Consider the following 16,967-nt stretch of genomic DNA (forward strand, 5'->3'; position numbering starts at 1 on the left):
CACCATCGCCGACTCCGCCAACCCGAACACCGCCTCCTACCGAATCAGCGTCGACAACCTCGCCGACTGGATCGCCACCCGCGGCTACACCGCCTCCTGACGATCCGTCCGCACCACCGACAAGGGCCCGGCCCCCCCACCAGGGGCCGGGCCCTTCGGTACGCCCGGGTCAGCCGCCGGAGTCGTCCAGCTCCGCGCCGTCGGGGACGGTGTCGTCGTCCCGGCTGGCCAGCCAGCCGTCGGGCAGGTAGACCTTGCCCGGAGAGTTGGTCCGGCCGCGCGGCTGGCCCAGATTCTCCAGCGGATACGGCACCTCGGGGTCGAGCTTGCCGAGCAGGTCGTCGAGCTGGGCCAGGCTGTCGATCATGGCGAGGGAGCGGCGCAGCTCACTGCCGATGGGGAAGCCCTTGAGGTACCAGGCGACGTGCTTGCGGAAGTCGGTGCAGCCGTCGCGCTCGCCCCGGGCCGGGTTCCGCGCCCCGGCCACGAACTGCTCGACCAGCAGCTCGGCGTGCCGGCGCATGGTCACCGCCACCTCGCCCAGGCCGGGCAGCCGCCGCTCGGGCCGGCCGTTGAAGGCGGCCTCCAGGTCGGCGAAGAGCCACGGCCGGCCCAGGCAGCCACGGCCGATCACCACCCCGTCCACCCCGGTGTGGGCGACCATCCGCAGCGCGTCGTCCGCCTCCCAGATGTCGCCGTTGCCGAGCACCGGGACGTCGAGCGCCTGCTTCAGGGTGGCGATGGCGTCCCAGTCGGCGGTGCCCGAGTAGCGCTGCGCGGCCGTACGCCCGTGCAGGGCGACCGCGGCGACGCCGGCGTCCTGGGCGGCGAGCCCGGCCTCGACGTACGTCAGGTGGTCGTCGTCGATGCCCTTGCGCATCTTGACCGTGACCGGCACCCCGGCGGGTGACGCGGCGTCCACCGCGGCCCGGACCAGCCGGGCGAAGAGCCGGCGGCGCCACGGCAACGCCGAGCCGCCGCCCCGCCGGGTCACCTTCGGCACCGGGCAGCCGAAGTTGAGGTCGATGTGATCGGCGAGATCCCGTTCCACGACGATCCGCACGGCGGCGGCGGTGATCTCCGGGTCGGTGCCGTAGAGCTGGAGGCTGCGCGGCCGCTCCTCCTCGCCGAAGGCGATCATGCGCAGCGTCTTCGGGTTCCGCTCGACCAGCGCCCGGGTGGTGATCATCTCGCAGACGTAGATGCCGCCGCCCTGCTCCCGGCAGAGCCGGCGGAAGCCGACGTTGGTGATCCCGGCCATCGGCGCGAGCACCACCGGCGGCCACACCTGGTGCGAGCCGATCCTCAGCGCATTCACCGCCCAAGTGTAAGGAGGGGCCCCCGCTTAACTCCTTCTGCACAGGCGGGGGGCCCGCTTAACACGGCGCATATCACAGCGGCGGCAGGAACGGAGGTTTCCAGGCGGTCCGGTTGTCGTGCTGCCCCGGCCCGGGGGCGGGGGGGTTGAGCGGGGGCCCCGCCTCTACCGAATGCGTTGAGAAGGGGCCCCGCCCTACACCTCAGCAGCCGGGGAGGCGCTCGATGAGGTATTGCTCCACCTGGTCCAGGGAGATGCGCTCCTGGGCCATGGTGTCCCGGTTCCGGACGGTCACCGCGTTATCGTCCAGGGTGTCGAAGTCGACCGTCACGCAGAACGGGGTGCCGATCTCGTCCTGCCGGCGGTAGCGGCGGCCGATCGCCTGCGAGTCGTCGAACTCGACGATCCAGCGCTTGCGCAGGTCGGCGGCGAGCTGCTTGGCCTTCGGCGAGAGCGCCTCGTTGCGGGACAGCGGCAGCACCGCCACCTTGACCGGGGCCAGCCGCGGGTCGAAGCGCATGACGGTGCGCTTGTCCACGCCGCCCTTGGTGTTCGGGGCCTCGTCCTCGTCGTACGCCTCGAGCAGGAACGCGAGCACCGCGCGAGTCAGGCCGGCGGCCGGCTCGATCACGTACGGCATCCAGCGCTCGCCCTTGGTCTGGTCGAAGTACGACAGGTCGACGCCGGAGTGCTTGCTGTGCGTGGTCAGGTCGAAGTCGGTGCGGTTGGCGATGCCCTCCAGCTCGGCGAATTCGCTGCCGCCGAACTGGAACTTGTACTCGATGTCGACGGTGCGCTTCGAGTAGTGGGAGAGCTTCTCCTTGGGGTGCTCGTAGAAGCGCAGGTTGTCCGCGGAGAGGCCGAGGTCGAGGTACCAGTTCCAGCGCTCCTGCAGCCAGTACTCGTGCCACTGCTCGTCGGTGCCCGGCTCGACGAAGAACTCCATCTCCATCTGCTCGAACTCGCGGGTCCGGAAGATGAAGTTGCCCGGGGTGATCTCGTTGCGGAACGACTTGCCGGTCTGCGCGATGCCGAACGGCGGCTTCTTGCGGGCGACCGTCTCCACGTTCTTGTAGTTGACGAAGATGCCCTGGGCGGTCTCCGGGCGCAGGTAGTGCAGGCCCTCCTCGCTCTCCACCGGGCCGAGGTAGGTCTTCATCAGGCCGTTGAACATCTTCGGCTCGGTGAAGGTGCCCTTGTTGCCGCAGTTCGGGCAGTTCAGCTCGGTCAGCGAGGTCAGCGGCTTGCCGTGCTTGGCCTCGTACGCCTCTTCCAGGTGGTCGGCGCGGAACCGCTTGTGGCAGGACTGGCACTCGGTGAGCGGGTCGACGAACTCGGCGATGTGGCCGCTGGCCTCCCAGACCTGGCGGGCCAGGATGACCGCCGAGTCCAGGCCGACGACGTCGTCGCGCTGCTGGACCATGGTGCGCCACCACTGCCGGCGGACGTTCTCCTTGAGCTCGACGCCGAGCGGGCCGTAGTCCCAGGCCGACCGGGTACCCCCGTAGATCTCGCTGGAGGGGAAGACGAAGCCTCGGCGCTTGGCGAGGCTGACGACGGCGTCGATACGGTCGGCTGGCATGTTTCCTCCTACGCCGGCTGGCGGTCGGCGGGGGCGAGATGTGGATGGAACCGGTCGGTTCGGGACAACGGTACGGCGACCGGGGGCCCGAGCCCAGCAGAATACCGGGGTGACCCCGTCCGGCCCCGACCGGTCGTGGTCAGCTGATGCCGCAGACCTCGATGTCGCCGGTGTTGCTGTCCGGGGCGAGGGTCACCTGCTGGGTGCGCCGCCGCCCGCCCTCGAAGGTCACGTCGACCGGCACGGTGAGGCTGTTCGGGTCCACCTCGCCGACCCGGTAGGCGGTGACCTGCGGCTGCTGGGAGACCCGCTGCTCGAACTGGGCCCGGGACTCGCGCCGCCGGGCCGGGTCGCAGAGCGCGTCGTAGGACTCGCCGTAGTTCCGCTCGCGTAGCCCCTGGTAGTAGTGCTCGGTCGCGGTCCGGCCCTGCTCGCGGATCGCCTGCATGTTGCTGACCGCGAGGCCGACCACGGCCGCGCCGCCCCCGCCGCAGCAGAGCAGCACGGCCAGCGCCCCGACGCCCAGCCCGAGCCAGAGCCGGGACTGCCGGCCCTCGGTGGGCGGCGCGGCGAACGGCGGGGCCACCCCGGGTCCGGACGGCGGCGCCGGCGCGTCCGCCCCGACCGGGACGCCAGGTGGGGAACCGGGCGGGAAACCCGGTGGCGATCCGGGCGGGAAACCGCCGCCGGGCGGGGAGGTGGGGTGGCCACCGGCGGGGGACGTGGGATGACCTCCGGACGGCGGAGCCGGCGGGCCGCCGCCCTGGCCGGGCGACACGGGGTACGGCGGTCCGGGAGCGGTCATACCGTGCAGGGTAGTGCCCGCCGGCTCAGCGGTACGGCCGTGCGGCCCGATCGCTGGCCAGCTCGACGACCTCCCCGTCCGGGGCGGCGCTGGCCAGTGTCTCGTACGCGGACGGCTCGTCCAGCGACTCGGCGAGCAGCGGGGTGGCGTGCACCTTGACGTCGAATCCGCCCAGCGCCCGCCGGTACGCCCCGACCGACTCCCACTCGGTGACCAGGCACCAGTGCCGGGGGTCGTCGTACGCCCGGAGCAGTTCCCCGCGCAGGTAGCCGGGCCGGGCGGCGAGCGCGGTCAGCGCGGCGTGCGCCCGCTCGGTGAAGGCGGCCGCCTGCCCCTCGTCGACCACGAACCGGTTGGTTACCAGCACGGCGTCCTCCTCGTAGAGTCTGTGGGATGCAGCGTACGCAGCACTCCCGGCTGGCCCGGTTGGCCCGGGCCAACCCGACGACGGTGTTCCTGGCCACGCTGATCCTGGTCCTGGTGGCGTTCTTCGCGCCGGGACCGGTGGGCGGGGTGCTGCTGCTGGTGCTGGCCGCGGCCCTGTTCTGGCTGCTGGCCACGACCTGGCCGGTGCAGGCCCCGCAGACCCGGGTGCTCCGGCTGGTGATGCTCACGCTGCTCGTCACGGTCGCCCTGGTCAAGCTGCTGTGACATGCACCTATGCGTTTTTGACAATCAATTTCGTTATCGCGGAGAGTTGCTGACATGACCCTCCGCACCGCGCCGCGCACCCTGGCCGCCTCGGCCGTCGCCCTGCTGACTCTCGGCGGCGCCGCCGCCTGCGCGGACGACGGTGCGGGCGCCGACCCGCGGGGGGTGGACGTGGTGGCCGCCTTCTACCCGCTCCAGTTCCTCGCCGAGCGGGTCGGCGGCGACGCGGTACGGGTCACCAACCTGGCCAAGCCGGGTGCCGAGCCGCACGACCTGGAGCTCAACCCGCGCCAGGTGGGTCAGCTCAGCGAGGCGAAGGTGGTCGTCTACCTCAAGGGCTTCCAGCCCAACGTCGACGAGGCGGTCGACCAGAACGCCGCCGACCGGGCCTTCGACGTGACCACCGTGCAGCCGCTGCTCGACGCGGCGGCCGGCGGCCACGACCACGAGGGCGAGGCGGACCACGGCCACGAGGAGAGCGGCGGCAAGGACCCGCACGTCTGGCTCGACCCGACCCGGCTGGCCACCCTCGGCGACCGGCTCGCCGAACGGCTCGGCACGGCCGACCCGGAGCACGCCGCCGACTACACCGCCCGGGCGGCGGCGCTGCGCGGCGAGCTGACGAAGCTGGACGCCGACCTCACCGCCGGGCTGGCCGACTGCCGGCGCCGGGAGATCGTGGTCAGCCACACCGCCTTCGGCTACCTGACCGAGCGCTACCGGCTGGAGCAGATCGGCCTGACCGGGCTCAGCCCGGAGGCCGAGCCCGCGCCGAAGCACCTCGCCGAGGTGATCCGTGAGGCCCGGGAACACCAGGCCACCACGATCTTCTTCGAGACCCTGGTCAGCCCCAAGGTCGCCGAGACGGTCGCCCGCTCGGTGGGGGCGCGGACCGCCGTGCTCGACCCGATCGAGGGCCCGCCCGCCGAGGGCGACTACCTGTCCGCGATGCGGACCAACCTGCAGACCCTGCGCACCGCCCTGGAGTGCTCATGAGCGAGCGGCAGCGAGCGAATCATCGGCCCGGCGCCGGCATGAACGCACCCGTGATCGAGGTCGCCCACGCGGCGGTCGGCTACGACGGCCGCCCGGTGCTGCGCGACGTCTCGCTGACCGTCACCGCCGGTGAGGTGGTCGCCGTGCTCGGCGCCAACGGCTCCGGCAAGTCCACCCTGATCCGCGCGGCGCTCGGCCTGGTGCCGCTGGTCGCCGGGTCGGTCACCCTCTTCGGCACCCCGCAGCGCCGCTTCCGGCAGTGGCGGCGCATCGGGTACGTCCCGCAGCGGCTGGGCGCCGGCAGCGGCGTACCGGCCACGGTGAGCGAGGTGGTGGCCTCCGGCCGGCTGGCCCGCCGGGGCGTGCTGCGCCCGCCGGGACGGGCCGACCGGGAGGCGGTCGCCGCCGCGCTGCGCGCCGTCGGTCTGGCCGACCGGGCCGGCGATCCGGTGGCCACCCTCTCCGGCGGCCAGCAGCAGCGCACCCTGATCGCCCGGGCGCTGGCCGGCGAGCCGGAACTGCTGGTCCTCGACGAGCCCACCGCCGGGGTGGACGCCGCCAGCCAGGAGGCGTTCGCCGGGGCGCTGCGCGGCTTCGCCGCCGGCGGCGGCACCGTGCTGCTGGTCGCGCACGAGCTGGGGCCGCTGCGCCCGCTGATCAGCCGGGCGGTCGTCGTACACCAGGGCGGCATCGCCCACGACGGCGCGGTGCCGGAGCCGGCCGGCCACCACGCCGAGCCGGACCACGACCATGTGCACCCGCACTGCGACGAGGAGCCCGCCGGGCTGTGGAGCATGTGATGGACCTCTTCCAGTACGACTTCATGCTGCGCGCCCTGGTCGGTGCCCTGGTCATCGGGCTGGCCGCCCCGGCGCTCGGGATCTATCTGGTGCAGCGGCGGCTGGCGCTGATCGGCGACGGGATCGGGCACGTGGCGCTCACCGGGGTCGGCGCCGGCCTGCTGCTCAACCGCTCCCCGGTGCTGGTGGCGGTGATCGCCGCGACGCTCGGCGCGATCGTGATCGAGCTGGTCCGCTCCCGGGGCCGCACCTCCGGGGACCTGGCGCTGGCGTTGCTCTTCTACGGCGGCATCGCCGGCGGGGTGATGCTGGTCGGGCTCTCCGACGCCAGCAACGCCTCGCTGAACGCGTACCTCTTCGGGTCGCTGACCACGACGTCGCCGGCCGACCTGGCCACCATCGGCGTGCTCGGCGTGGCGATCGGAGTGACCATGCTGGTGCTGCGCCCGGCGCTCTTCGCGGTCTGCCACGACGAGGAGTACGCCCGCGTCTCCGGGCTGCCGGTCCGGGCGCTGAACATGCTGCTCGCGGTGACCACCGCGGTGACCGTCACCATCGCCATGCGCGCGGTCGGCGTACTGCTGATCAGCGCCCTGATGGTGGTGCCGGTGGCCACCGCGCAGCAGGTGACCCGGGGCTTCCGGACCACGATGGCGGCGGCCATGATGCTCGGGCTGCTGGCCGCCGGCGGCGGGGTGCTGGTGGCCGCCACCGCGGACACCGCCCCCGGCGCCTCGGTGGTGCTGCTCGCCATCGCCAGTTTCCTGGTCGTCGCGCTGGCCGCGGCCGGCCGGCGGGCGCTGCGCCGGCACCGCACCCCGCACCCCGCGCCGGCCACCGAGCCGCCCGAGGTGGTCCTCCGGTGAACCGGCCGCCCGGGCAATTGGTTACCGTTGTCAGGTGACCGGCACGAACGGCTACGAGGCCTTCGAGGGGGCGGGTGACCTGCTGCGCGCCCTCGCGGCACCCATCCGGCTGGCGATCGTGAGCGAACTGGCGCAGGGTGAACGGTGCGTGCACGAGATCGTGGACAAGCTCGGCGCGCCCCAGCCACTGGTCTCCCAGCACCTGCGGGTGCTGCGCGGCGCCGGGGTGGTGCGCGGCTCACGGCGCGGGCGCGAGATCGCGTACGCGCTGGTCGACGAGCACGTGGCGCACATCGTGGCGGACGCGGTCAGCCACGCCGGGGAGGCGAAGTGACCGACCGACCCGGGGAGGTGGCATGACCGAGTCCGGCACCGTGGTCCGGAACACCCGGCAACGCTCGGCGGTGAGCGCGCTGCTCGCCGAGGTCGAGGGATTCCACAGCGCCCAGGACCTGTACGCGATGCTGCGCCAGCGCGGCGAGCGGGTGGGGCTGACCACCGTCTACCGCACCCTGCAGGGGCTGGCCGACGCCGGCGAGATCGACGTGATGCGGCCGCCCGGCGGGGAGCACCTCTACCGCCGGTGCAGCGACGGCCACCATCACCACCTGGTCTGCCGGTCCTGCGGCCGTACCGTCGAGGTGGCCGGCCCGGCCGTGGAGACCTGGGCCGAACGGGTGGCCGCCCAGCACGGCTTCTCCGACGTCAGCCACACCCTGGAGATCTTCGGCAGCTGCGCCACCTGCGCCCGCTGACCGGCCCCGCTCCCAGGCACCCCCGGGCCGGGCGGGCACGGGGTGCCGGACCGGCCGGAGCGTGGCACGCTGTCCGGCGTGAAGATCTACGCCGATCGTTTCCCGACCGCCGCCCGCCAGCTCCTCACCGATCTGCTCGTGGTCGCCTGGGTGTACGCCTCGATCCGCTTCGCGCTGTGGCTGCACGACCTGGTGCAGAAGCTGGCCGTACCCGGTAAGAAGCTGGAGGGCGCGGGCGGCGGCCTCGCCGACAACCTGGCCGACGCCGGTGGCAAGGTCGGCCGGGTGCCGCTGGTGGGCGACGAGCTGACCGCCCCGTTCACGAAGGCGGCCGAGGCCGCCCGCGCGGTCGCCGAGGCCGGCCGCGACCAGCAGCAACTGGTCGAGCAACTGGCCCTCGCGCTGGCCGTGGCGGTGCTGATCTTCCCGCTCGGCCTGGTGCTCTTCGGCTGGCTGCCGCTGCGGGTGCGCTGGATGCGCCGGGCCGGCGCGGCGAAGCGGCTCGCCGCCGCGCCCGCCGGACGGGACCTGCTCGCGCTGCGGGCGCTCACCGGTCAGCCGCTGGGCCGGCTGGCCCGGGTGGCGCCCGACGTGGCGGAGGCGTGGCGGCGCGGCGACGACGAGACGCTCGACGCGCTCGCCGCACTGGAGCTGCGTCGACTCGGCCTGCGGGGCAGCCGTTAGGGTGTGCCGGTGCTGTACTTCCTGATCGCCGTCGCCGTGGCCCTGCTGGTGTACGCGGGCGTGCTGGTGAGCTACGTCCGCAAGGGCCGCCGGATCCCGCCGTCGGCCTACCTGGTGCTCGCGGGTCTCAACGGGCTGCTGCTGGCCGCCATCCTGGCCTGGGCCATCGCCCGCTGACCGACCCGACCCGCCGCGCCGCCACCCCACCTCCCGCCGCGCCGCCCCCGCCGCAGGGTGTTGAGCGGGGCCCCCGCCTATACAAAATGCGTTAAGCGGGGGCCCCGCCTTTCACTCGGGGCGGGGGATGCGGCGGCGGACGTCCTGGGCGGTGGAGGGTCCGGGCTCCCAGCGGGCCACCCACGGCAGGTCGGCGGGCGGGGTGACCACGCCTGCCTCGAGCGCGGCGTACCGGCCGGCGAGGATGCGCTTGGCCGCCGCCACGTCCACCGAGTCGGTGTTCTCCCACAGGCCGGCGAGGAGCTGGTCGGTCCGGATCCGGGCCTGCCGGCAGAACAGGTCGGCCAGCTCGACGTTCTCCGGGTGGGTGTCCCGCTCGGCGGTGGCCCGCACGCACACCGCCGACATGGCGAACAGCTCCGCGCCGATGTCCACCACCCGGCCGAGGAACGCCTGCTTGCGTTCCATCTTTCCCTGCCAGCGGGACATCGCGTAGAAGGTGGACCGGGCCAGCTTGCGGGAGGTCCGCTCCACGTGCCGCAGGTGGCCGGCGAGCGGCCCGAACTCGGCGAACGCCCCGGGCGTCTGGCCCTTGCCGACGGCGAGGGTGGGCAGCCACTTCGCGTAGAAGGCGCCGGCCCGGGCGCCGGCCTTCGCCTTGCGGCCCAGCCCCGCGTCCGGGTCGATGATGTCGCCGGCGACGGAGAGGTGCGCGTCGACCGCCTCCCGGGCGATCAGCAGGTGCATGATCTCCGTCGAGCCCTCGAAGATCCGGTTGATCCGCAGGTCGCGCAGGATCTGCTCGACCTCGACGGGCCGTTCCCCCCGGGCCGCCAGCGATTCGGCGGTCTCGTAGCCGCGCCCGCCCCGGATCTGGATCAGCTCGTCGGCGATCTGCCAGGCCATCTCGCTGGCGTACAGCTTGACCAGCGCGGCCTCGATCCGGATGTCGTTGCGGTCGTCGTCGGCGAGCAGGCAGCAGAGGTCGAGCATGCTCTCCATGCCGTAGGTGGTGGCGGCGATGAAGGCCAGCTTCTTGGCGACGGCCTCGTGCTCGCCGACGGGCCGTCCCCACTGGACCCGGTCGGCGGCCCACTCGCGGGCCACGTTCAGCGACCACTTGCCCGCGCCCACGCACATCGCGGGCAGCGAGAGCCGCCCGGTGTTCAACGTGGTCAGCGCGATCTTCAAACCCTTGCCCTCGCCGCCGATCACGTTCTCCTTCGGCACGAAGACGTCGTGGAACCGGGTGAGGCTGTTCTCCAGGCCGCGCAGGCCGACGAAGGCGTTGCGCCGCTCGACGGTGATGCCCTCAGCGTCGCCGTCGACCACGAAGGCGGTGATCCCGCCGCGGTGCCCCTCGGCGGCCGGCACCCGGGCCATCACCACCAGCAGGGTGGCGAGGGTGCCGTTGGTGGCCCAGAGCTTCACCCCGTTGAGCCGGTAGCCGGTGCCGTCCTCGGTCGGGGTGGCGACGGTGGCGAGCCGGGCCGGGTCGGAACCCACGTCGGGCTCGGTGAGCAGGAACGCGGACACCTCACCGCCGGCGAGCCGAGGCAGGAACGTCTCCTTCTGCTCGGCGGTGCCGAACATCTTCAGGGGCTGCGGGACGCCGATCGACTGGTGGGCGGAGAGCAGTGCGCTGATCGCCGGGCTGACCGAGCCGACCAGCATCAGCGCCCGGCAGTAGTGCAGGTTGCTCAGCCCGAGCCCGCCGTACTTCCGGTCGATCTTCATGCCGAAGGCGCCGAGCCGGGCCAGGCCCAGCAGGACCTCGTCCGGGATCCGGGCGTCCCGCTCGATCGCCGGGCCGTCCACCTCGGAGTCGAGGAAGGCGCGGAGTGCGGTGAGGAACTCCTCGGCGCGCGCGTCGTCGGCCGGGTCGGAGTGCGGCCACGGGTTGATCAGGCCGAGCCGGAACCGGCCGAGGAACAGCTCCTTGCCGAAGCTGGGCCGGTCCCAGGCGGCCTCCCGGGCCGCCTCGGCGACCTGGCGGGCCTCCTTCTCGCTGACCTGGCCGGCTTCCTTCGGCAGCGGCCCGGCGCCGTCGGAGACGGGTGTGCTGTCCTGGGTCGTGGTCATCGGCTGCCCCCTCGCACCTCGGTCCGGCTTCGTCGCCGTGCTCGACGTCACGGTGACGTGCTCGACATCACAAAGCTACCCCCGGGTGTTACCCAGGGGTAGCGGTGCGGGCACCTCCGATTTTCGCCTTTCGCCGCAAGGGTGGTGGGGTCAGTCCCGGGCGGGCAGGTCCTCCTCGTCGGCGATGTCGTCGTCGCCCCAGTTGCGGCGGGCGAACGGCAGCACGACCCAGAAGGCTAGGAAGCAGACCGCGGTGACCGCGGTGAGCAGGAACGCGATCGGCCGGCTGAGCACGAAGTCCGTGATCAGCAGCACCGCGCTGACCATCGCGATCAGCATGAAGGCGAGCCCGCCGGTGGCCATGGTGTGCGCGAAGCGCACCAGTTCCGGCTTGCGCCCCTGGCGGAACAGCGCCCGGTGGAAGGCCACCGGCGAAATGATCATCGCGGTGGCCGCCGCCGCGGCCAGCAACGCGACGATGTAGACGTCCTTCTGAAACTCGGTGGTCCGGGTGAAACCGTTGCTGAACGGCAGGGTGAGCAGGAACGCGAAGAGGATCTGCACGCCGGTCTGCGCGACCCGCAACTCCTGGAGCAGATCGGCGAAGTTGCGCTGCCAGCGCTGCTTCTCGGTTTCCTTCGACACTCGGCGCTACCTCCCACTCAACCGGCGACGCCGGCGGAGGAGCGCCCCGCCGGCAGCGCCGGAAGTGCCCCGCCACCACGTCGACGAAACCAGTTCATGATCCGCGGCGGATTCGGCCGGCGTAGCGGGCCTCCAGCGCGTCGTTGTGCTCGTCGCCACCGGCGATGTTGGCCGACAGGTACACCGGGGGCCGCTCCCCCGCCGCCAGCAGCCGCGCCACCACCTCGGCGACGATCTGCTGCGCCAGCAGCGCGGCGGTGATCGAGGAGACCGCGCCGACCGCGCCGCCGCCGGGCAGCGGGAGCGTCGCGTCGCCGTACGGGGAGCCGTTGTCCAGCACCACGTCGGCGAAGTCGGCGAGCTTGCGCCCGGACGGGTGGCGGGACGTCATCCGGGCCGAGTGCTCCGCCGAGGTGATCGCCACGAGCCGATGGCCGCGCTCGGCGACCAGGGCGGCGAACTCCACCATCGCCCCGTTCACCCCGGAGTTGGAGGCCAGCACGAAGATGTCCGCCGGGCGTACCGGGGCCAGCGCGTAGAGGCGGTGCGCCACGGCCGGGTCGCGTTCCAGCTTCGGGCCGAGGACGCCGGCCGGCTCGCCGCCGTGCAACACCAGGTCGCGCAGCGCGATCCGGTTGGTGGGCACCAGCCCGCCGGCCCGCCCGGCGATCTCCATGGCGAGCGCCTCGGAGTGGCCGGTGCCGAACGCGTGCACGATGCCGTCGGCCCGCAGCGCCTCGGCGATCAGGTCGGCCGCCCGCCCGACGGCGTCGCGTTGCGTCCGCGCCACCCGTTCGATCGTCTCCGTGACCACCGCCAGGTACGCCTCCGCGCTCACCGTCATGCTTCCTCCGTCCGTCGGTGGCGGGCCAGCCAGCCCACCGCGAAGTCCACCGCCGCCCGCTGCCGCACCAGCCGGCCCGTCCCGTCGCCGACCGGGCCGAGCCGGACCGCCCCGGTCGCCTCCAGGTCGGCGCCGAGCCGGGCGAAGTCGCTCTCGTCCAGGTCGACGTCGTCCCACCACACCCAGTCCCGGCCACCGTCGGCGGTCCGCACCGCCGCGCCGCAGCGCTGCCGGGGCGGCGCGGGTTGCCGGTACTCGGCCAGGTGCAGTGAGGTGCTGTGGCCGTGGTCGACGCCGAGCAGCAGCACGTCGGCGTCGAGCTCGTGCAGGCGGGCCAGCGGGGAGCCCTCGCCGAGCATGCCGGCCAGCGTGTGACCGGCGACGATCCGCTCGGCGGCCGGCCCGAGCGCGGCGAACGAGACGTGCGGGTGGTCGCTGCGCCGGGCGCCGGGCGAGGTCCGGACCAGCTCGGCCAGGGTGCCCATGAACCGGCTCGGGGTGACCGCCGGGTCGAAGCCGGGCATCTCCGCCCGGATGACCGGCCACCAGTCCGCCGGCACCGGCGGGTTGCTCCAGCCCGCCGGGTCGCTGTTCTCCGGGGTGTGGGTGGGCACCACCACCGTGCCGTCCGGGCCGAGTACGTCGCGCAGGGCGAGCAGCACGGCCTCCGGCCCGCCGCAGAGGAAGCCCAGCCCGCGCAGGGCCGCGTGCACCAGCACGGTCCCGCCGGGGCGTACGCCGAGGGCGCGCAGCTGGGCGGCGAGCGAGGCGCGGGTGTGCGGCCGGGCCGGCACGGCGGGCGCGCTCACCGGCCGACCCGGGCGAGGATCGCCTCGGCCAGCCGGTCGGGCGCCTCGTCCGGGATCCAGTGGGTCACCCCGGTCAGCTCGACGAAGCGGTAGTCGCCGGTCACCCGCCCGGCGCAGGCCGCCGCCGCGGTCCGCCCGATGGCGGCGTCCCGGTCGCTCCAGACGAACGTGGTGGGCACGGTCACCGGGCCGACCGCCTTCAGGTCCGCCCCAGCCATCGCCCGGTACCAGTTCAGCGCGGCGGTCAGCGCGCCCGGCTCGCGCATCGGGTCGGCGTAGCGGGCCACCCGGGCGGCGTCGCCGACCCCGGCGAGCATCCGGCGCAGCGCGGCGGCGCGCAGCCCGAGCAGCACCTTCTCCGCCTTGCCCGGCATCCGGAACAACGCCAGGTACGACGAGCGGGCCTTCTGGCGCGGGTCGTCGGCCAGCGCCCGCGCCATCGCGGCCGGGTGCGGCACGGAGACCGCGGTCAGCGTCCGCACCCGGTCGGGGTGGGCCGCCGCCAGGCCCCAGGCCACGATCGCGCCCCAGTCGTGCCCGACCAGGTGCGCGGTGGGCACGCCGAGCGCGTCGAGCACGCCGGCCGCGTCGGCCACCAGCTCCGGAATCCGGTACGCCTCGACCGCCGCCGGCCGCGCCCCCGGCGAGTAGCCGCGCTGGTCCAGCGCGTACGTGCGCAGCCCGGCGGCGTGCAGTGCGGGCGTCACGTCGTCCCACTCGCCGCTGTGCTGGGGGAACCCGTGCAGCAGCAGCACCGGGTCGCCGTCCGCCGGCCCGCCCGCGCGTACCTCGAACGTGAGACCCCGCGCGTCGATCTGCATGATCGGCAGCCTAACCCGGTCCACCCACGCCCGGCCGCCCACCTGGGCCCGGGCCCGGCAACGGTGCTAGCGTCTGCCGAGAGACAACTTCACCTCCGACAGGGGAGCGCACAGCGCTGAGAGTGCGGGCCGAGGCCCGCAGACCCTCGAACCTGATCTGGGTAATGCCAGCGCAGGGAGTTCGGTCGACCTCCAGCCGCGCCGTCGTCCGGTCCGTCCGGGCACGGCGTGCGTCTTCTCCTGGTTCGTACCACTGGACTGGGAGCACCGCATGGACAACACCAACAGCAAGCAGTGGCGCACCATCGACATCGTGGTCGCCGCGGTGATCGCCGTCGCCTTCGGCGTCATCTTCTGGGCCTGGGGCCTGGTGTGGAAGGCGACCGACCCGGCCTTCGCCGCCGCGCCGGCCACCCAGGCGATCCTCTACGGCGTCTGGCTGGTCCCGGCGGTGCTGGGCGGCCTGGTCATCCGCAAGCCCGGCGCGGCGCTGTTCTGCGAGGCGGTCGCCGCGACGGTCTCCGCGCTGCTCGGCTCGGAGTGGGGCGGCGTCACCATCGTCCAGGGCCTGATCCAGGGGCTCGGCGCGGAGCTGGCCTTCGCCGCCTTCGCGTACCGCTCGTTCCGGCTCCCGACGGCGCTGCTCGCCGGCGCGCTGACCGGTCTCAGCGCCGCCCTGTTCGACTTCTTCGTCTGGAACACCGCCTACGGGATGGGTTACCGGCTGACGTACGGGGCGCTCACCGTGGTCAGCGCCGCGATCGTGGCAGGTCTCGGCGGCTGGCTGCTCACCCGCGCCCTGGCCAACACCGGCGCGCTGGACCGCTTCCCCGCCGGCCGCGAACGCGCCGCGGTCTGACGCCGGCGCGGAGGAAGGGGCGCGGCCGGGTGAGCGAGGTGGTGCTGCGCGGGTTCGGGTGGCGGCACGCCGGGCGGAAGCGCTGGGCGGTACGCGGGGCGGACCTGCGCATCGAGCGCGGGGAGCGGGTGCTGCTGCTCGGGCCCTCCGGGGCGGGCAAGAGCACCCTGCTCGCCGCCCTCGCCGGCCTGCTCGCCGAGGACTCCGGCGAGCAGGAGGGCACCGTCGAGGTCGACGGGCTCGACCCGCGCAAGGCCCGGGAACGGGTCGGCATCGTCTTCCAGGACCCGGAGAGCCAGCTCGTGATGGCCCGCAGCGGCGACGACGTCGCGTTCGGGCTGGAGAACCGGGGCGTACCCGCCGAGGAGATCTGGCCCCGGGTGGACGAGGCACTGCGCCGGGTCGGCTTCCCGTACCACCGGGACCGGCCCACCGCCGCGCTCTCCGGCGGCGAGCAGCAGCGGCTGGCCCTGGCCGGGGCGCTCGCCCTGCGGCCGGAGTTGCTGCTGCTCGACGAGCCCACCGCCAACCTCGATCCGGCCGGCGCGGCGCTGGTCCGCACGGCCGTCGCCCGCGCGGCGGACGACGACACCACGCTGATCCTGGTCGAGCACCGGGTCGCCGAGGCCCTGCCGCTGGTCGACCGGGTCGTCGTGCTGGCGGCCGGCGGCGGGGTCCGGGCCGACGGACCGCCGGCCGAGGTCTTCGCCCGGCACGGCGACGCGCTCGCCGCCGAGGGCGTCTGGGTGCCGGGCCGCACCGCGCCGCGCCGGCAGGCGAGCGGTCCGGCCGGGGACGTGCTGCTCACTGCCGACCGGCTCGGCCTGCCGCCCCGGCTGGGCCCCACCGACCTTCGGGTACGCGCCGGCGAGGCGCTCGCCGTGCTCGGCCCGAACGGCGCCGGCAAGTCCACCCTGGCCCTGCTGCTGGGCGGGCTGCTCCGCCCCGGCACCGGTACGGCCACCGCCTCCGCCGAACTCGCCGGCCGGGATGCCCGTACTCCCCCGCACCGCTGGCGGGCCCCCGCCCTGACCCGGCGGATCGGCTCGGTCTTCCAGGACCCCGAGCATCAGTTCGTCACCGGCACCGTCCACGACGAGCTGGCGCTCGGGCCCCGCCGCACCGGCCAGCCCGAGCCGGCGGTACGGGCCACCGTGGACGCCCTGCTGGAGCGGCTGGGCCTCAGCCGGCTGGCGGGCGCCAACCCGTACACCCTCTCCGGCGGCGAGGCGCGGCGGCTGAGCGTGGCGACCGCCCTGGCCACCGCGCCCCGCCTGCTCATCTGCGACGAGCCGACGTTCGGCCAGGACCGGCGGACCTGGCTGGCGCTGGTCGACCTCTTCGCCGAGCTGCGCGACGCCGGCCACGGCGTCGTCACGGTCACCCACGACGCGGACTTCGTCGCCGCGCTGGCCGACCGGACCGTCACCTTGGAGGGCCGAGCCGCGCAGCCGACCGAGGCGGCCGGCCAGTGATCGACGTCGAGCCGGTCGCCGCGCCCGGCGCGCCGCTGGCCCGCCGCAACCCGGTGGCGAAGCTGGCCGCCGCGCTGGTCTTCTCGTTCGTGCTGCTGGCGACGCTGGACCCGGTCGCCCCGGCCCTCGCCCTCGCGGTCGAACTGGCCGTGCTGCCGCTGTTCGGCGTCCGCTACCGGGTGCTGGCCCGGCGGGCCTGGCCGCTGCTGGCCGGCGCCGCCGGCATCCTGGTCACGCTGATGCTCTTCGCCGCCGACCGCTCGGGCCCGGTGCTGCTGCACGCCGGTCCCGTCCTGGTCACCGAGGGGGTCCTGGTCACCGCGCTCGGCCTGGTGCTGCGGCTGCTGGCGGTGGCGCTGCCCGGGGTGATCGTCTTCGCCACCACCGATGCCACCGACCTGGCCGACGCGCTGGTCCAGAACGCGAAGGCGCCGGCCGGCTTCGCCATCGGCGCGTTGGCGGCGTTCCGGCTGGTGCCGCTCCTGGAGCAGGAATGGCAGATGATCAGCATGGCCCGCCGCGCGCGCGGCGTGGACGCCGGCCGCAACCCGCTGGCGAAGCTCCAGCTGTTCGGGTCGACCGCGTTCGCGCTGCTGGTCGGCGCCATCCGGCGGGGCACCCGGCTGGCGGTGGCGATGGATGCGCGCGGCTTCGACGCCGGCATCCCCCGGACGGTCGCCCGCCGGCAGCGCTTCACTCTCGCCGACACGCTGCTGATCGTCGCGGCGGCACTGACGGCCGGTGCGGCGCTGACGGTCAGCGTCCTGCTCGGCACCTTCCGCCCGCTGCTCGGCTAGG

Annotated in this window: 20 protein-coding genes, 1 pseudogene and 1 riboswitch; of the genes and pseudogenes, 12 read left to right on the forward strand and 9 right to left on the reverse strand. The window is 74.1% G+C overall.

The genetic code is table 11. The features are described from left to right. Positions 1 to 100, forward strand: a pseudogene (locus tag AB0H57_RS24055) (phytochelatin synthase); the annotation flags it as partial. Positions 101 to 169: 69 nt separating this feature from the next. On the opposite strand, the gene dusB reads toward AB0H57_RS24055, so the two are convergent. The 4 genes from dusB to AB0H57_RS24075 all read right to left on the reverse strand — a co-directional run bounded on the left by dusB (position 170) and on the right by AB0H57_RS24075 (position 4,072). Further along, positions 170 to 1,318 (reverse strand): tRNA dihydrouridine synthase DusB, encoded by a 1,149-nt coding sequence (gene dusB / locus AB0H57_RS24060; protein ID WP_357510012.1) that lies wholly within the window; start codon positions 1,316 to 1,318, stop codon positions 170 to 172. A 202-nt stretch (positions 1,319 to 1,520) separates the two neighbouring features. Beyond that, on the reverse strand, positions 1,521 to 2,900 hold the full coding sequence (locus tag AB0H57_RS24065) for a glycine--tRNA ligase (protein ID WP_357510014.1): 1,380 nt from the start codon (positions 2,898 to 2,900) through the stop codon (positions 1,521 to 1,523). A gap of 139 nt (positions 2,901 to 3,039) precedes the next feature. Beyond that, positions 3,040 to 3,486 carry a hypothetical protein gene (locus AB0H57_RS24070; protein ID WP_357510016.1) on the reverse strand — a complete coding sequence of 149 codons (447 nt, stop codon included), beginning with the start codon at positions 3,484 to 3,486 and terminating at the stop codon, positions 3,040 to 3,042. Positions 3,487 to 3,730: 244 nt separating this feature from the next. Further along, complete coding sequence (locus tag AB0H57_RS24075; protein WP_357510018.1) at positions 3,731 to 4,072, reverse strand: antibiotic biosynthesis monooxygenase family protein; 342 nt, start codon at positions 4,070 to 4,072, stop codon at positions 3,731 to 3,733. A gap of 26 nt (positions 4,073 to 4,098) precedes the next feature. Here AB0H57_RS24075 and AB0H57_RS24080 point away from each other — a divergent pair, with 26 nt between their 5' ends. The 8 genes from AB0H57_RS24080 to AB0H57_RS24115 all read left to right on the forward strand — a co-directional run bounded on the left by AB0H57_RS24080 (position 4,099) and on the right by AB0H57_RS24115 (position 8,634). Beyond that, positions 4,099 to 4,356, forward strand: a complete 258-nt coding sequence (locus AB0H57_RS24080) for a DUF6703 family protein (RefSeq protein WP_357510020.1) — start codon at positions 4,099 to 4,101, stop codon at positions 4,354 to 4,356. Positions 4,357 to 4,410: 54 nt separating this feature from the next. Further along, on the forward strand, positions 4,411 to 5,352 hold the full coding sequence (locus AB0H57_RS24085) for a metal ABC transporter substrate-binding protein (protein ID WP_357510022.1): 942 nt from the start codon (positions 4,411 to 4,413) through the stop codon (positions 5,350 to 5,352). Between the two features lie 38 nt (positions 5,353 to 5,390). Continuing rightward, a complete protein-coding gene (locus tag AB0H57_RS24090) occupies positions 5,391 to 6,152 on the forward strand; it encodes a metal ABC transporter ATP-binding protein (RefSeq protein WP_357510024.1) in 762 nt (253 codons plus the stop codon). Further along, positions 6,152 to 7,018, forward strand: a complete 867-nt coding sequence (locus AB0H57_RS24095; RefSeq protein ID WP_357510026.1) for a metal ABC transporter permease — start codon at positions 6,152 to 6,154, stop codon at positions 7,016 to 7,018. Before AB0H57_RS24090 ends, AB0H57_RS24095 begins: the two co-directional genes overlap by 1 nt. Before the next feature lie 34 nt (positions 7,019 to 7,052). Then, on the forward strand, positions 7,053 to 7,352 hold the full coding sequence (locus AB0H57_RS24100) for a metalloregulator ArsR/SmtB family transcription factor (protein WP_357510028.1): 300 nt from the start codon (positions 7,053 to 7,055) through the stop codon (positions 7,350 to 7,352). Between the two features lie 22 nt (positions 7,353 to 7,374). Continuing rightward, positions 7,375 to 7,773 (forward strand): transcriptional repressor, encoded by a 399-nt coding sequence (locus AB0H57_RS24105; protein WP_357510030.1) that lies wholly within the window; start codon positions 7,375 to 7,377, stop codon positions 7,771 to 7,773. 78 nt (positions 7,774 to 7,851) lie between these two features. After that, positions 7,852 to 8,457 carry a hypothetical protein gene (locus AB0H57_RS24110; RefSeq protein WP_357510032.1) on the forward strand — a complete coding sequence of 202 codons (606 nt, stop codon included), beginning with the start codon at positions 7,852 to 7,854 and terminating at the stop codon, positions 8,455 to 8,457. Positions 8,458 to 8,466: 9 nt separating this feature from the next. Continuing rightward, entirely contained in the window at positions 8,467 to 8,634 is a 168-nt protein-coding gene (locus tag AB0H57_RS24115; RefSeq protein ID WP_222957451.1) for a hypothetical protein, read from the forward strand. Positions 8,635 to 8,745: 111 nt separating this feature from the next. Here AB0H57_RS24115 and AB0H57_RS24120 read toward each other — a convergent pair whose 3' ends face one another. From AB0H57_RS24120 to AB0H57_RS24140, 5 genes are all read right to left on the reverse strand, one after another. After that, positions 8,746 to 10,716 (reverse strand): acyl-CoA dehydrogenase family protein, encoded by a 1,971-nt coding sequence (locus tag AB0H57_RS24120; protein ID WP_357510034.1) that lies wholly within the window; start codon positions 10,714 to 10,716, stop codon positions 8,746 to 8,748. A gap of 150 nt (positions 10,717 to 10,866) precedes the next feature. Continuing rightward, entirely contained in the window at positions 10,867 to 11,361 is a 495-nt protein-coding gene (locus AB0H57_RS24125; RefSeq protein ID WP_357510036.1) for a DUF6328 family protein, read from the reverse strand. 94 nt (positions 11,362 to 11,455) lie between these two features. After that, positions 11,456 to 12,205, reverse strand: a complete 750-nt coding sequence (locus tag AB0H57_RS24130; RefSeq protein ID WP_357510038.1) for an SIS domain-containing protein — start codon at positions 12,203 to 12,205, stop codon at positions 11,456 to 11,458. Next, positions 12,202 to 13,014 carry an AAC(3) family N-acetyltransferase gene (locus AB0H57_RS24135; protein ID WP_357510040.1) on the reverse strand — a complete coding sequence of 271 codons (813 nt, stop codon included), beginning with the start codon at positions 13,012 to 13,014 and terminating at the stop codon, positions 12,202 to 12,204. The genes AB0H57_RS24130 and AB0H57_RS24135 overlap by 4 nt, the downstream gene beginning before the upstream one ends. After that, positions 13,011 to 13,835, reverse strand: a complete 825-nt coding sequence (locus AB0H57_RS24140) for an alpha/beta hydrolase (RefSeq protein WP_357510042.1) — start codon at positions 13,833 to 13,835, stop codon at positions 13,011 to 13,013. Before AB0H57_RS24140 ends, AB0H57_RS24135 begins: the two co-directional genes overlap by 4 nt. A gap of 90 nt (positions 13,836 to 13,925) precedes the next feature. Then, positions 13,926 to 14,032, forward strand: a riboswitch (TPP riboswitch). A gap of 74 nt (positions 14,033 to 14,106) precedes the next feature. On the opposite strand from AB0H57_RS24140, the gene AB0H57_RS24145 reads away from it, so the two are divergent. The 3 genes from AB0H57_RS24145 to AB0H57_RS24155 are packed head-to-tail and all read left to right on the forward strand — an operon-like array spanning position 14,107 to position 16,966. Next, positions 14,107 to 14,694, forward strand: coding sequence for an ECF transporter S component (locus tag AB0H57_RS24145; protein WP_357510045.1), 588 nt, complete (start codon positions 14,107 to 14,109; stop codon positions 14,692 to 14,694). Between the two features lie 29 nt (positions 14,695 to 14,723). Beyond that, positions 14,724 to 16,169 carry an ABC transporter ATP-binding protein gene (locus AB0H57_RS24150; protein ID WP_357510047.1) on the forward strand — a complete coding sequence of 482 codons (1,446 nt, stop codon included), beginning with the start codon at positions 14,724 to 14,726 and terminating at the stop codon, positions 16,167 to 16,169. Continuing rightward, on the forward strand, positions 16,166 to 16,966 hold the full coding sequence (locus tag AB0H57_RS24155) for an energy-coupling factor transporter transmembrane component T (RefSeq protein WP_357510049.1): 801 nt from the start codon (positions 16,166 to 16,168) through the stop codon (positions 16,964 to 16,966). Before AB0H57_RS24150 ends, AB0H57_RS24155 begins: the two co-directional genes overlap by 4 nt. Position 16,967: the final 1 nt, after the last annotated feature.

The sequence above is a fragment of the Micromonospora sp. NPDC050686 genome (assembly GCF_040654475.1).
In the GTDB taxonomy this organism is placed as follows: Bacteria; Actinomycetota; Actinomycetes; order Mycobacteriales; family Micromonosporaceae; genus Micromonospora.